This window comes from Paenibacillus sp. J22R98, from assembly GCF_059383835.1.
In genome coordinates, this window is the sequence record NZ_JBXENW010000011.1 from 107,395 (window position 1) to 123,158 (window position 15,764).

12 protein-coding genes are annotated in these 15,764 nt (G+C 50.9%); 1 reads left to right on the top strand and 11 read right to left on the bottom strand.

Translation table 11 applies throughout. The features are described 5' to 3' along the window. Positions 1 to 448: 448 nt before the first annotated feature. From AC50Y3_RS25740 to AC50Y3_RS25785, 10 genes are all read right to left on the bottom strand, one after another. Positions 449 to 1,255, bottom strand: a complete 807-nt coding sequence (locus AC50Y3_RS25740) for a Nif3-like dinuclear metal center hexameric protein (protein WP_494821579.1) — start codon at positions 1,253 to 1,255, stop codon at positions 449 to 451. Between the two features lie 15 nt (positions 1,256 to 1,270). Beyond that, entirely contained in the window at positions 1,271 to 2,122 is an 852-nt protein-coding gene (locus AC50Y3_RS25745) for an SDR family oxidoreductase (protein ID WP_494821580.1), read from the bottom strand. 2 nt (positions 2,123 to 2,124) lie between these two features. Further along, entirely contained in the window at positions 2,125 to 3,195 is a 1,071-nt protein-coding gene (gene uxuA / locus AC50Y3_RS25750; RefSeq protein ID WP_494821581.1) for a mannonate dehydratase, read from the bottom strand. 218 nt (positions 3,196 to 3,413) lie between these two features. After that, positions 3,414 to 5,486: an alpha-glucuronidase family glycosyl hydrolase gene (locus tag AC50Y3_RS25755; protein ID WP_494821582.1), complete on the bottom strand. Its 2,073-nt coding sequence runs from the start codon at positions 5,484 to 5,486 to the stop codon at positions 3,414 to 3,416. A 79-nt stretch (positions 5,487 to 5,565) separates the two neighbouring features. Continuing rightward, positions 5,566 to 6,690 carry a family 8 glycosyl hydrolase gene (locus AC50Y3_RS25760; protein WP_494821583.1) on the bottom strand — a complete coding sequence of 375 codons (1,125 nt, stop codon included), beginning with the start codon at positions 6,688 to 6,690 and terminating at the stop codon, positions 5,566 to 5,568. After that, a complete protein-coding gene (locus AC50Y3_RS25765) occupies positions 6,690 to 7,610 on the bottom strand; it encodes a carbohydrate ABC transporter permease (protein WP_494821584.1) in 921 nt (306 codons plus the stop codon). The genes AC50Y3_RS25760 and AC50Y3_RS25765 overlap by 1 nt, the downstream gene beginning before the upstream one ends. Before the next feature lie 13 nt (positions 7,611 to 7,623). Further along, a complete protein-coding gene (locus AC50Y3_RS25770) occupies positions 7,624 to 8,487 on the bottom strand; it encodes an ABC transporter permease (protein ID WP_494821671.1) in 864 nt (287 codons plus the stop codon). Positions 8,488 to 8,699: 212 nt separating this feature from the next. After that, on the bottom strand, positions 8,700 to 10,406 hold the full coding sequence (locus tag AC50Y3_RS25775) for an ABC transporter substrate-binding protein (RefSeq protein ID WP_494821672.1): 1,707 nt from the start codon (positions 10,404 to 10,406) through the stop codon (positions 8,700 to 8,702). Positions 10,407 to 10,550: 144 nt separating this feature from the next. Further along, positions 10,551 to 12,269, bottom strand: a complete 1,719-nt coding sequence (locus tag AC50Y3_RS25780) for a sensor histidine kinase (protein ID WP_494821585.1) — start codon at positions 12,267 to 12,269, stop codon at positions 10,551 to 10,553. A gap of 23 nt (positions 12,270 to 12,292) precedes the next feature. Continuing rightward, entirely contained in the window at positions 12,293 to 13,867 is a 1,575-nt protein-coding gene (locus tag AC50Y3_RS25785) for a response regulator transcription factor (RefSeq protein ID WP_494821586.1), read from the bottom strand. A gap of 255 nt (positions 13,868 to 14,122) precedes the next feature. Here AC50Y3_RS25785 and AC50Y3_RS25790 point away from each other — a divergent pair, with 255 nt between their 5' ends. Next, the gene (locus tag AC50Y3_RS25790; protein ID WP_494821587.1) at positions 14,123 to 14,695 is read left to right on the top strand and encodes a GNAT family N-acetyltransferase; all 573 of its coding nucleotides are present in this window, start codon (positions 14,123 to 14,125) and stop codon (positions 14,693 to 14,695) included. A gap of 68 nt (positions 14,696 to 14,763) precedes the next feature. On the opposite strand, the gene AC50Y3_RS25795 is transcribed toward AC50Y3_RS25790, so the two are convergent. After that, positions 14,764 to 15,657, bottom strand: a complete 894-nt coding sequence (locus AC50Y3_RS25795; protein WP_494821588.1) for an exo-alpha-sialidase — start codon at positions 15,655 to 15,657, stop codon at positions 14,764 to 14,766. Positions 15,658 to 15,764: the final 107 nt, after the last annotated feature.

The window sequence follows — 15,764 nt, forward strand, 5'->3', positions numbered from 1 at the left end:
GAGGATTCTCGCCGCCAGAGGGGGAGCTCCCGCCGGTGTGTGTTGCTCCTGGAGCTACTCTTACTCAAAAACCACCAAACTTCCGCTAATGTGTTGCTCTGGGAGCTACTCTTTCTCTAAAACCACCATTCTTCCGCCAATGTGTTGCTCTGGGAGCTACTCTTTCTCTAAAACCACCATTCTTCCGCCAATGTGTTGCTCTCGGAGCTACTCTTTCTCTAAAACCACCATTCTTCCGCCAATGTGTTGCTCTCGGAGCTACTCTTTCTCTAAATCCACCCTATTTCCGTGAATCTGTTGCTCTGAGAGCTACTCTTCCACTAAACTCTCCTTAATTCCGCCAATATGTTGCTCTGCGAGCCACTCTTTCCCTTGCTCTCCTACCAACACAACAAAAAAAGAGCCATCTCAAAAGTCGCTCTGCGCACTTTCGAGACAGCCTCTCTATCTAAACCACATCAAACACAGAATTCACATTCACATAGTGCACTGGCACGGTGGCGAATAATCGACTGAGCCGCTCGGCCAGCAGCCTCATGCCCGGCTGTTCGCTCTCCAGGTGTCCGAGAACGAGGAGGGACTTCGCCGCTCCACTGTGAACGGCGTCCCTCACGTACTCCGGCGTTTCCCACTCCGGTCCTTCGCCGTACAGAATCAGATCCAGCTGGTACTGCTCATAGAGCGGAATCGCCAACGCCCCGCCTCCCCTGTAACCGGCGAGTAATCCAACACGGCGGCACTGCACTGAAAGATCGCCTACGGCACGGAGCGATCCTACTCCCAGCCGAGCCTTCACATGTGCCGCAATTTCGAGGCCCGTACAGGAAGGAAGCTCCACGATCGAAGCTGCAGGAAGATGCTCCACGGCGAGCGCCCCCCATCCCAGCTCCTGAAGCAAACCTTCCATAATGCCATCGGGCTGCTGTCGATGCAATCCGTCATGGAAGCGATAAACTGCAAGACCGTGCTCGGCAATAAACTGCTTCTTCGCAGCATGCACCGGCCCCACAAACACCTCATCTCTATCTCGATCATGATGATGACTGTAAAAGATCCCTTCATGCGAAATCACCATATTCGCTCCCAACGAAACCGCCTGCTCCAAAACTTGCTGCGATGCGATAAAAGCAACGACGATCCCGCTGACAGCCTGCCCAGCTTCACCCAAGAGCAGTTGATCCGCGCGACAACCAACTGCTCCACCAGGCACCGTCGCCGCCAGCGCGTCAAGTACATCCTGAACGATGAGCGTCATTCCAGCCGCCTCCTCCTATACGCCTGAATAGGCCATGAATCCGCCATCCACCGGAACCGTAACCCCGGTGACGAACCCGGATACGGTATCGTCCGCCAGCCAAACTAGCGCACCAAGCAGATCTTCCGGCTTCCCGAATCGCCGCATCGGCGTATGGGTAATGATTTTATGAGAACGTTCCGTCAGCGAACCGTCCTCATGGGTTAGCAGCTTCCGATTCTGCTCCGTCAGGAAGAAGCCCGGCGCAATCGCATTAACCCGAATTCCCGCTTCCGCCATATGCACCGCGAGCCACTGCGTGAAGTTATCGATCGCAGCCTTAGCCGCACTGTAAGCCGGCACTTTGGTCATCGGACTGGGCGCGCTCATCGACGAAATATTGATTATCGACGCTCCTTCGACATGAAGCATTTGCTTCGCGAAAGCCTGCGTCGGCAGCAGCGTGCCTTTAAAGTTTAAGTCGAACACATACCCGAAGCCCTTCTCCGTTAAATCGAAAAAGGTGCGAATCCCCTCGGCTCCTACATCCTCAGCCCTAAAAATCTCGCTCGTCGTACTGCCCTCCGGATGATTGCCGCCTGCACCATTGATGAGCAGATGGCATGAACCCAACTGCTCCATAACTACGTTTGCCGCCGCATCCACACTCGATGCATCGAGCACGTCGCAAACAACCGATATCGCCTCAAAGCCTTCCCGGCGGATCTCCTCTACCACCTTCCGTCCCGATTCCTCGGTCCGGTTGAGGATGGCTACCTTCATTCCTTGCCTCGCTAATTCCTTCGCCATCGCGGAACACAGGACGCCGCTTCCACCTGTCGCTACAGCTACTTTGCCTCGCAGATTCTCATGCTTTGGCATGCTCATGCTCATTCCTCCACCTCGCCTGCACGCATGGAATCCCAAACGCCCCACAAATACATAATGCCTAACGCCCGATCATACAGCCCATACCCCGGCCGACATTGCTCGTCCCAGATATGTCTTCCGTGATCCGGACGAGCGTAGCCGGTAAATCCCGTTTCGTAATAAGCCCTCACGATACCTGCAATATCTACCGTTCCATCGGATGTCCGATGCGAAGTTTCAATGAAATCCCCATTGTCATAGACGCGCACATTCCGAATATGCGCAAACGGGATACGTCCCTTAAACTCCCGTACCATCGCCACAATATCGTTGTCAGGATTGGCACCGAGCGATCCACTGCACAGCGTCACCCCATTGTAAGGGCTGTCGACAAGCTGAAGCAGCCTGCGGATGCTTTCTTGACTGTTGATGATTCGCGGCAATCCGAAGATCGGCCAAGGCGGATCATCGGGATGAATGGCCATTTGGATGCCATGACGCTCCGCGGTCGGGATGATTTGTTCCAGAAAATACTGCAGATTACGCCACAAATCTTCTGCCGACACCTGCTTGTACTGCTCGAATAACGGCGCCAGCAGCTTCAGCCGCTCCGGCTCCCAGCCCGGCATCGTGAAATCCAACTCATTCGCAATGCGGTTCACAAGCTCGCCGGGGTCCATGCTGTCGACCTTAGCCTTCTCATAGAAGAGTGCCGTCGAGCCATCCTCCAGCTCCTTGAACAGCTCCGTCCGCACCCAATCGAATACCGGCATAAAGTTATAACAAATCGTTTTGACGCCAACCTTCGCCAGCTTCTCGATCGTCTTCTTATAATTGTTAATGTAATGGTCCCTAGAAGGCAGCCCCAGTTTGATATCCTCATGGACATTTACACTTTCGACAACCTCCAGATGCAGGCCGTAAGCATCGGCTTGTTCCTTGTAGGCAAGAATCTTGTCCATCGGCCACTCTTCACCAGCAGGCACATCATGCAGCGCCCAGACGATCCCTTCCACACCCGGAATTTGCTTAATCTGCTTCAAAGTAACGGTATCATTGCCAGTCCCGTACCAGCGAAACACCATTTTCATGCCGCGCTTCCCTCCTCTTCGCTTCTCTTCAAAGGTTTATTTATTCGTCTTTTCCGAAAAAGCGCAGCGCAAAAGGGTGAAAGGGATTGTGCCGGAGAGTTTACGTGCCGCCTTTGATAGTGTGTTATTACCTCTAAATCTCATCATAGAGAACACACAATCAACAGCGGCCGAAGGCACATCCCTGATCCCTGCAGCACTAGCGCTTTATCCTTAAACTAGTAGATCAACCGTCCCCGTTCATCGGCAATCCCCGACTTCCGATAAAAGTACGTATTAATGCAATCGCGCCATTCTTCCGCATGCTCCGCCTGGTGCGTAAGTCGATCGAGCACCTGCGCAAACCGTTCGCTGCCAACCGAGTCTAGCAATTTCCACTGCTCTACAAGCTGCGCCGCGCGCTCTGCACCTTCGAAATGCGTATCGTAAATATGCTGGATGACCGTCTTGCCGCTCTTAAGCCGATGGGTATACGGGACATGGTGGAAGAACAATAGAAGCTCATCCGGACACAACGCAAGCGATTCGTACCGTTCCGCCACCGGAGAATGATACTGTCCCGCGTAGCCGGTTCCGCTTCGCACGGTACGGTCAACGCCCATCCCATGGCAATCCGCATAGTGATACGTGCCCCATTTGGAATATTCATAGCCGTCTACGTTAGGGCCATAATGATGATTCGGATTGACCATCCAGCCTACGCCAAGCGGGGCCGTATAGTCCTCGTAAATGCTGTACGAGCTCAGCAGCATGCCGAGCAAAACACGCTCCACCGCCGAATCCAAGCCGAATGTCATCGCAATCCATTCCCGTGCAATCTGCTCCGCGCTTAAGCTCGGATTCCATGCCAACCGCGCATAGCCATACCAGTTCGCCTGCGCCAAAACATGTCCGGTCCAGTTCGCATCATCCCCGATATTCGCGACTGCCGCTACGCCGCCGCGCGCTCTCCCAAACAGCCGTCCGCTAGCTACTTCGGCAATGGTCGAACCTTCTCCTTGGGCATGAGTATCAAACTCCAAAACTTCTTTCCACTGTGGCACCAAGAAACACAAATGCTTTTGCTGTCCCGTATACTCCTGCGTAATTTGCAGCTCAAGCAGCTGGTTCGTTTCCTTCAGCCCGCCGAACAAGGGGGAAACCGGCTCCCGTACTTGAAAATCCATCGGCCCATTCTTGATCTGCAGCATCACATTATCCCGGAACGTGCCATCCAGAGGCATGAAATGATCGTAGGCGGCACGCGCGCGATCCGTAGTGCGATCTCGCCAATTCTGCAGGCAGTTGTAGACAAAACAACGCCATATCACTTCGCCGCCGTACGGTGCCAGCGCATCGGCCAGCATGTTAGCGCCGTCCGCATGATTTCTTCCATACGTAAACGGCCCCGGTCTGAATTCAGAATCGGCCTTCACTACAAATCCGCCAAAATCCGGGATATAACGGTAAATGTTCTTCGCCGCGCCATGCCACCACTGCGCTACCTCTGGCGCAAGCGGATCGGCCGTATCCAGCCCGCCAAGCTCCATCGGACTCGCATAATTAACGCTCAAGTAGAGGCGAATACCATACTCGCGGAAGATTGCAGCCGTCTTCGCTACATCCGGCAGAAACTCATCCGTAATAAGCTTCGATTCTTGGCTGTGCACATTAACGTTATTAATCGTTAGGGCATTAATGCCTCCAGAAGCCAGCAGCCGAGCGTAGTCCCGCACACGCTCTTGATCCTCAATAAAGCGACCCTCATGGAAGAAAATACTTCTTCCGGCATATCCGCGTTCAATCGATCCGTCCATATTGTCCCAATGGTTAATCATGCGAAGAGCGTTGCTCGGCAGCTCGCGAATGGCGAGCCTCTCGATGCTCTCCCCGGTTTGCAGCAGCCGGATAAAATGGAACACCGCATACAGCACGCCTTTATCCGCATCAGCCGACAAGTAGATCCGATTATCCCCAGACACGGACCGATGAATGACATACCCTTCCTCGCCCAGCTCATCGAAATTATAGAGACCTGCGAGCGGGTTCAGCAGCTGGGAGCTTCCAATTGTACCGACCACAATCGTCGGCAAGCTCCCCACAACAGCAGCATCCACCTCTTGCGGTGCTTCGCCCAGCATCACGCCCAGCGCAAGGTTCAACTCTCTGCATGCCGCTTGCAGCAGCGCTGAATCGCCTGTCAACACTAGCTGCGAGCAGCTCTTCTTATATTCTCTGCGTAATGACTCATTCGGGATTAGCTGATAATCAAGCCAGCATGCATAGCCGCTCTCTGTGCTTCTTTTATCCATGGCTGCGACAACCTGCCTCTCATTCGTGAAATGAAAAGGGCCTCCTGTAACAGGAGACCCTACCTACTACATATCAACTTTATTCTGCTGCTTCTATTGACCAAATGCGGTATTGCCCGCTTAGCGCCAACAAGGCAAATAAGTACAAACAATTATCATAATAGCGACGATCACCTTCGCGAACAGGCGTATTCCAGAACAACGCTACGCTCTCGCGCGCGTGAGGTCCATTCGGTGCCGCTATCGATGCGGCTGCATTCGTGGCGATAAGCCCAACCGGATGAAGCGATTTCTCCTCGAACGGCTCACCTGCAATCGTATACCGACGGTAGTCATCGGGATGCTTATCCGCGAAGAACGCTTGAATAAGCTCTGCCTCCTGCGTCATCCACTCGTTTGCGCCAAACCACAGCGCCTCTAACCCGATATTGGCTGCGACTCGGTAGGAATCGCTGAAGAAATGTCCGTATCCGCGATCATCGTTGGGCGTTCCGTCATAATGGGCGTACTCCGGGGCTAAGCCGGTTTCCGGATGGCAAGCCAGCAACAAAAACGCTCGGCTGGCTTCCGCCGCTTCTCTCCAGAATGGGCGATCCGCTTCATTAGCCCAAAGAGCAAACAACTCATAGAAATGCGGCAGATGATAGGACGGATCGGAGTATTCGCAGTTAGGCACGAATTTGATTAACTTATTGTCCGGGTTCCACATCGGATAGCCGATGCCGTCTTCCCCGTTGTGTATGCAGTCATGCAGCAGTGCGCGCGCCTTTACGCCGTAATCCAGCGGCGCCGCACCGTCGCCCCACCGATGCGAGGCGAACAATAGGGCAAGCGCGAAGTATTCCTCTCCATCCGGCGCCGGTCCGTTCGAACGCTTCGTTCCATCTGTGTTGCAGGACCAGGCAAAATAGCCTTTATTCTCACCTGAGGTCATGTACATATATTGATAGCTCCATCTCCAGAGCCGATCGAAGACATCCTTCTTATCCAGCTGTACAGCCATCATCATGCCGTAGGACATGCCTTCTGTCCGAACATCGAGGTTCCCGGTATCGAGCATATACCCCATATCGTCACCGGACGGGTAATAGATCCTCGTCGCTTCATGATCGCCGAAGAGCAGCTCCCACGTTTGCTCGACCTTCGCTTCGATGTCCTTCGCGTCATAACCATAGTCAAGCAGAAGATTGCGATGTGCTGCCATTAGCCTTTTACGCCTCCCAGCGTCATCCCTTTAACAAAGTACTTTTGCAGGAATGGATAGACCATCACAATCGGCAAGCTTGCGACAATCGTCATCGTGGCTCGAATGGATGTCGGTGTGACGAAGTTTGCAGCCGTTCCGCCCGACCCATCCATATTACCGCCAGAAGAGCTGATCGAAGCATTCGAGTTTTGGAGCATCTTCATCAGTTCGTATTGCAGCGTGCTTAGGCTAATATGCGACGAGTTATACAGGAACACATCGAACCAGGAATTCCAGTGATAAACCGCCGTGAACAAGGAAGTTGTCGCCAGCACCGGCATCGACAGTGGCATGACGATCTTCAGGAACGTCGTAAACTCGCCCGCCCCGTCAATTCTTGCCGATTCCAGTATGCCCTCCGGCAGCGCCTCAATAAAGGAACGAATCACGATGATATTAAATACGCCGACAATGCCCGGAATAATGTAGACCCAGTAGCTGCCCATCAGGCCAAGCTCGCGGATCAGCAAGAAGTTCGGAATCAATCCGCCGTTAAAATACATCGTCAGCACGAATGCCAGCGTGACGAATTTGCGCAATACGAATTCCGGACGGCTGATCGTGTAAGCCACCATCGCCGAGCAGAAGGTCGAAATAAGCGTGCCGAGAATCGTCCGCGATGCAGAGACCATAGTCGCGTGCAAGATGTCCCCTTGCTTGAACACATACTCATAATTTTCCCAGGTTAATACCCTTGGCCATAAGTAGACGCCGCCCTTAATGGAGTCCCCGGCATCGTTGAGCGAAACAGCCAGCATGTTGATGAATGGATATAGTGTCACGATCATGAGTAGCACCATGAACGTGTAATTGGCGATATCGAACAGCCGATCTCCTGCCGATGAATGACGGGCCATATTTACTTGCGATTTAGCCATGCTGTTCTCCTCCTTAAAACAATCGTTCTTGGCCTAGCCGTTTTGCAAGGTAATTCGCCGAGAACAATAGCACGATGCTGATGACCGTCTTGAATATCCCTGCTGCGACGGACAATGAATAGTTGCCCAGATTCATACCATACTTCAGAATAAAGATTTCAAGATTCTCGGAATAATCGAGGTTCGGCCCATTGCCAAGCAAATACTGCGGCTCGAAGCCAGTCTCTAGAATTTGTCCAAGGTTAAGAATAATCAGAATGATAATAACGGGCCGGATGCCCGGAAGCGTAACATGGAAGATACGCTGGAAGCGTCCTGCTCCGTCAATCTCGGCAGCTTCATACTGCGCAGGATCGATTGTAGTCATAGCGGCCAAATAAATAATCGTGTTCCAGCCTACGTTTTTCCATACTTCCGATATTCCAAGAATGCCCCAGAAATACTTGCCTTCTCCAAGCCAGAGAATCGGTTCCTTGATCAGCCCAAGACCCATCAGAATTTCGTTCAATACCCCGCCATCGGCAGAGAGAACGGTCTGAATGATCGTAGCTGCGACAACCCATGAAATAAAATGCGGTAAATAACTGATCGTTTGGACGACCCGCTTGAACGCTACTTTTCTTAACTCATTTAATAGAATCGCTAGTATAATCGCCGTCACGAAGCCCAGAACGAAATTGATTAAGCTCATGGCAAGCGTATTGCGAAGCACCAGCAGAAACCGATCATCGGAGAACATAAACTTAAACTGCTTCAACCCTACCCATTTCTGATCGCTGAAGGATTTCGCCGGCTTATAGTTCTGAAACGCGATCGTCCAGCCCCATAGTGGAATATATTTGAAGACAACAAGCCAAATAAGGAACGGAACGGACATTAGGACAAGCGCCCGCTGCTTCACAAGCTTCTCCAGAAATAAGCCGATACCGGATTTCTGACCGAGAAGTATCCGATCGGCAGTCACATCCTGCTGCTTGGTTTTTATCATTGCGATCACTCCTCTCCATACCTACCCGGTTCTATATGTCTAAATTAGGAAAGGCCGGCCCCGTACTGCATGCGAGTTCCGGCCTTCCCCCTTACACTTGATTAGCCTTTAATCTTTGCCACTTTTTCTTTGACTTTCTCAGTCATCGTTTTCTCGTATTCAGCTACAGGAAGCTTGTTGATTTCGCCTACGTACTCGTCCCACAGACCATCGAATTTATCCGGAGATGCAAGGACGATTTTCGCAAAATATTTACGTTGTACGTCTGGTTTCTTAGCCGTGTAGATTTGTGCATCCGAACCTTGCTCAAGTGCGATACTCCATGCCGGGTACCAAGGACGCTCATCCGGAGCAGCGAACATTTCTGCGTACGTTTGAACGCCGTATTTCGCAAGACGGTCTTTCTCAGCAGGCGTAAAGGATGCTTGTGCAACTTCTGGTTGTCTGCCTGGGTTTACGGCATTGCCATCCGGGAATGTGGAGCCTTGACCGTACATTGGCCAGTAGTACTCGAAGTAGCCGATACCGACTTGGCGTTTGTAGTCGTTATCTTTAAGCTTGTCGATTTCTTCTTGCGTTCTGTACAATCTGCCTTTGTCATCCACTTCATAGTTCTTGCCTTGAATGCCCCACTGTACCAGCTTCTGGTTCTCATCTGTCAGCAGGTTGTTGAAGAATTTAATGATACGAACAGGGTCTTTCGCGCTTGTCGTAATACCCACGCCGCGGTTATTTACAAAGGAAGCCGGATCGATGTATTGATCTTTAATGCTGCTGTCGAACGTGATTGGCAGCGGGAAGTACTCCAGATCGTCGTTGCCGCCGTTTTTCACCGTTTCGGTTTTCAACGTTTGCAGCGCTTGGTTCACCTGCCAACCGTAATCGAAGAAGCCAAGTACTTTACCGGAAGTCAGCTTCGCCAAGTATTGATCGTAGTTGTCTACGAAGGAGGACTTGTCGAACAGACCTTCAGCGTTTAACTCATTCAGTTTCTTCAACCAACGTTTGGTATCATCGTTAGCTGCGTAGATTTTGGCATCCATCGTGTTCATATCGACTTGAACTTCGCCATCATTCGGGTAGCCTGCAAGATGGTTCGGCGGGTTCGTTGTTGCAAAGAAACGCCAGTCGTGCGTCAGGGACATAAAGCCGGTCAATTTATCGTCTTTGTGCTTGCCTGCATAATCTTTAATCAGGTTAAAATACTCGTCGAACGTTTTGATCTTCGGATAGCCAGCATCCTTCAGGACGCGGTTTTGTACCCAGAAAGCGCCTTGGTCAATCGTTGGGTTCGGCTTATATTCGCCGACTATGGCACTGAATGGCAGGAAGTAAATATTGCCGTCTTCCGCTTTCATCAGGTTCATGTAAGGGCCGTATACGCGCTTAATGTTTGGACCATATTGATCGATAAGATCGTTAAGCGGAATGAATGCGCCCGCTTCCAACACTTTATCGATACCTGAATCGGGAGCCAGGATATCCGGATATTCGTTACTTGCGATCATCGTTCCGATCTTCGTATTCAAGTCGCCTACAAGATGCTCCATCTTGAAGTTGACGCCTGTTTGATCCTCCAGGATCTTACCGATTTCCGTCTTATTCGTATCTGTGTCTTTGTTTGCCGTAGCATTGAAGAAAGTAAAGGTTACCGGCTCTTCTTTCGCCGGCTCAGCTGCATCTGTTGTGTTCGTAGCTGTGTCTGTGTTAGTCGCTTCCGCATTGCCCGTTTCCTTTGGAGCGTTTTCATTTGCATTGTTATTGCCGCTGGAACAGCCGACAATACTCATCATCAGCGTGAGTGACATGATGCCTAATTGCCATTTCTTTCTCGTTTTCAAAGAAAAGTCCCCTTCCTGCTCTAATTTGTAAGCGCTTCAATTGAACATCTTCAGTATACAAAGCCGAGCAATCTTTGTTTACCAGGTAAACTATATATCGCGCTTAGAAAATTAAAGAGATCGTATTTCGATCCGAATCGACGTCCCCGCCCCTTTGCTGCTCTCCAAGTCGAAGGTCGCCTGGTCGCCATAAAACATCTTCAGACGCAAATACACATTGCGTATGCCGATGCTTTCCCCGATATCTTCCTCGGTCGAATACAGGTTTTGCAGCAGCTCGTTTCGTTTCTCTTCCGTCATGCCCACGCCGTTATCGCTGACCACGCAGAGGAGTCCACTTGGAGACTTGCGCACGCTGATCGTGATCAGGCCGGCATTCTTCAAGGGCTCGATGCCATGGATGCTCGAGTTCTCTACCAGCGGCTGCAGCGTCATCTTCGGAATTTTCTCTGTGACACAGTCCGGGTCTACCTCAATGCTGTAATCCAGCTTGTCACCGAATCTGTATTTCTGAATCTGCAGGAAGCTCTCGACCAAATCGAGCTCATCCTTAACCGTTACCATATCTCTGCCCCAGGAGAGAGACTTACGGAAGATCTTCGCCATATGATGAATGATTTTGGCCGTTTCTTCTTCGGACTTCATCAAGCTCCGCATGCGAATCGTCTCCAGCGAGTTGAATAGAAAATGGGGATTGATCTGACTCTGGAGCGCATGCAGCTGCGACTGGTTGCGGCTAAGCTCCAGCTCTTTCTTCTGAATGTCGGCCATATAGACATCATGAATCAGACTTTTGATTTGCATCGTCATTCGGTTGAATTCCGTTGTCAGCTGGCCGATCTCGTCATTGGCCTCTTCGTTATCGATCAGCTCGAAGCTGTGGTTCTTCACCCGCTTCATCTGCCTCAGGATACGGAACAACCGCTGATTTAGCGAACGCGTGAACCAAACAATAATGAGCGTTGGAACAAGGATGTTCGGGAGCGCCATATAAATGACGAATTCCCTAGACTTCCGGACTTCTACCAACACTTCACGCTCTTGAAATTTGCCTACAACGCGCCAATTTAGCAAATACTCCTTGTTCGCAAAACCTTCTTCGAATACGATGCCGTCATTGTCCGAGATTTCGTCGCCGTCCGCCTTGCCGGAAGAATACTGCACCGTATCCCCTTCGAGCAAATAAACGTTGCCCTCCAGCGTCACATTGCTTAATACTTGCCGGATGAGCCCGGGATCAAGGTCAATCTTGATGATTTTCTCGAAATTATTCTGCCCCGCCGAGCTGCTCATTCGCCTGACAATGCTGATCGATGGATCGGATGCAGACTCATTATTGCGCACAAGAATCGGATTAGACGTGCCTGAGCTTACCAGCCGTTTATACCACTCTGCATCGGGACTAATCTGCGAAATAGGCGAGACATAGCCGCCATAGATGATCGTATCGTTATCCGTATAGATGGTAATATTCTGAATCGCTCTATATACAGGCGCGTATTTCTCCAGCATGTCCGTAATATAGGAGTGGTAGTTCATGACGTAATCGGACGAATACACATAGCGTTGATCCAAGTAGTCGTTCATGATGGAATCGTTATAAAGGACGGAGGAGATGCCGACTACGGCATCGATCTGATACATGAACTCGTTGCGCATCTGCTCGATAGCCAGCGACAAGTCTTTCAGCTTCTGGTTTTTCACATTATTCGTCGTAATGTTGTAGAAGATGACGTTCGTGAGCACAACCGGAATTAATACCGATAGAAAATAAATCATCAGCATCTTGCTTCGAAGCCTGATGTTATGGAAGGCGCTGCTTATTCTCATGAACGTGAATCCTCCTGCGCCTTCTATGTTTTTGCGATCATCGCATTTTTGTATTCGGTCGGGGTTTTCCCTTCCACTTTCTCGAATTGGCAGACGAAATAGTCCGCATTGCCGAATCCGACGTTTGCCGCGATCTCGTAAATTTTCTTATCCGTCTGGCGAAGCTGACTCTTCGCTTCTTGAATCCGAATTTGCAGCAGAAACTCATTAAAGTACATGCCATAAGACTTCTTGAACAGCTGACCCAAATAAACCGGATTCATATAGAAGAGCTTGGCAATGCTCTTTAGGCTGATATTGCTGGCATAATGGCTCTCGATATAGCTTTTGATTTTGCCAATCTCGCCTTTCCCTATCTTGCTGCGAAGCGACGCCATATATGCCGTACATTCCGTTAAAAATTCCATCAGCAGCCCCTTAACGCTCTCCAATGTTCGAGGTTCGTTATACCAGTGCATAATGGAATTGAAGGCCGCGAGCTTATTCGCATCGCCTTGCATCGTTTGGATGATGCGAGTTGCCCCGTGCACACATCTGGAGATCGAAGCGCGTATCGATTCCAAGGCAAAGCCTTGCTCCCGGAAGGCAGCAAACATCGCATCCACGAGCTTCATTACGCCTTCGCCGTCATGCTCTTCCAAACGCTCCATCAGCTCGACATACTGGGTCTGCTCGATCTCTTTATACTGCAGCACCAGGCCTTTGATATCCTCATAGAGGATCGCTTCTTTGGGCGCCTGCGCGAATTTATATTTCATCGTTTCCATCGCCGTCGTGTAAGAAGCTTTCACTTGATCCAGTCCGTTGATTCGCTCGCCAACATAGACGCGTAATACGCCTTCGCTTCTTCCTGCTATCGCCCGGATTAGATCATCAGCCAGCCGCTTCACCCAATCCGGCCCCTGGTCGGATGGAATCAGAAATCCGAGTCCGTACATACTTGGAATGTAGATGAATGGTTCTTTGTCCGGTGCGTACCTCCGGAGCACTTTAAGGACGGCTTCTTTCACCTCGCCAATTTGCTCATTCTTCTCTTCCTCACTGAGGTGAGGAGGGACATTATTGAGCTCAAGCGCAACGTATCGCAGCGGTTTATGGACCGGCAGCCCCAAGAACAGCGCCGCATCCGCAAGCAGCTTCTCATCTGATTTGCCCGAGAGGAGCTGTTCAAACAGCGAGATTTGGAACAGGAGCTTGCTCCCTTCTTGCCACGGTGGACGCTCATCAAGCGTCTCGTTAATGCGCGCTAACGTTTCCATGAGCTCGTTCTCGTCAATGGGCTTGAGCAAATAATCATGAACGCCGTATCGAACAGCCTGCTGTGCATATTTGAAATCGCCATATCCGCTAATAATAATAAATTTAATATCCTTGCCGATTCGCTCCTGAACGGTCTGAATAAGCTCAAGCCCATCCAGCACAGGCATACGAATATCGGTAATGACGAGATCCGGCATCTGCCGCTCGATCAGGGCGAGCGCTTCTTCCCCATCCTCGGCCTCGCCAACGATCTGAAAGCCATATTTCTCCCAAGGGATAAGCCCTACAAGCCCTTTGCGGGCAAACATTTCATCATCAACCAGAATCGCTTTTCTCATAGGAATGCCTCCGATTTTGGTTTATTTATTTCTGTAATCGCTTACAAGTCGCGTCACCAGAAAGTTTCTGTTCCTTTAGTATTTTCAAATTCAATCCATTTTACTAAGACATCCTGCTTTCGTAAACTTAAAGAAGTATAGGTTTTGCTTAGTTTTCTAAAGAAAATGCAGCGATTGCGCTCTATTACCTGTTCTGTGATACTCTAAGGCTAGGCATTCGGACAACAACCGTCAAGTTATGAATGAGGTGAAATAATGGGGAACATCACAATTGAAGTGATCGAGGACGGCAATATCGAGCCATGCAGAGCGCTCTGCAATGAACTGATGGCATTCCAGCAATCCCAGGCGACGATGCTGCCGGAAGTGTTTGATGCGATGAATTTCGATACGCGGATGAAACGAAGCTATGACCATGCACTGGAAAGCCAGGTTATTGTCGCGAAGGATGATGGTGTGCCGATTGGCTATGTATTCTCAACCATCGACCAAATCATTGAAGGCAGCAGAAATGCCTACCCGGACTGGGCTCCCCGCGGAGGCAAAGGCTTCTATCCGGATTGGGACGACCTGCCCGCTAAAGTCGGCTGCTTGAACAATTTATATATCCGCGACGGCTATCGGGATATGAAGCTTGGCTCCAAGCTGTTCGACATGTCGATCGACTGGCTGGAGAGCTCCCCTCATGTGGACATCATCTTCATCTATGTTTCCAATGGCAATGAGGCGGCGCTGAACTTCTACCTCAGCCGCGGGTTTACGTACAGCCACGAGGTGTTTGGCGGGTTTATTAAGGCGGTTTATAAGTTTACGGACGCGCATAAGTAGCATAAAGAAGACCAGACCTACACACGTTTAGAGACGTGTATCGATCTGGTCTATTTATTAAGCTCTGCTTATATCCCCAGGTCGTAGCCTTGGTGCACGGCTAAACCAATCTGCTCTACATGCCCGCTGCGACCGTTGTACCACAGAAGCCACGACTCTCCATCAAAGATTGCGAACGGCTTGTAATTAGCCTCCGCATCCCATTCTCCCGGCTGCGGTGACAGGAGCGGATTAAGCGAGTGGCGCTTCCAATCGGTAACTCCATCCCTCGACCAAGCAAGTCCGATCGAGGCATAATCCTCGTCCCGGAAACCGATATAGAACATCGCAAAACCATCCATATACGGAATGACTTGGCATGCCGTTACTTTGTGCTGCTCCCAGGTATGCTTCGGCTCGCGGTCGAAGACCGGATTAGCGGGGCTCTTCTCCCACTGAAGCCCATCGCGGCTCGTGGCATAGCCGATCGCATTCGGCTCATACTGATCTCCGGCGGAGTACCACATCCGGAAATGCCCCGCTGCCTCATCCCACAGAACATGCGGGCACATGACAGCAACTTTCTCCCACTGAGCTTCAGGCTCCAAGACCGGGCGTTCACTTTGACGTATCCACTGAACGCCATCTTTGCTTGTGGCATAGCCGATACACGATCGCTCCGGACTCCCCACTTGCCCGGTGTACCACATATGGTAACCATCGTCCCGCTTCACGACGACCGGACGATTCAGATCATCCTCCCAGCCCGTCGCCTTGTTCGGCTCCAGCACGATAACCGGCTCGCTCCAATGGATGCCGTCCGTGCTCTCGACTAAGGCGATGCTGCTCTTGGGACGCCAGGAGAACCACATCCGGAAGACAGGGCCTTCCTTCAGCAGTGTAAGATCAAAGCAAGTTCCGTAATCGCCTCCCAGCACAGGATTTTGCTCATATTTCGTCCAGCCTGCATGATTCAACTTCATTGCTCATAGCTCCTCTCAGCTTGTGCTGTTGAACGCCCAGACCGCACCGGGCAGCACCATCGCCCGGCAGGTATCAGACAGTCCAAGATTACTGATTAGAATAAAGG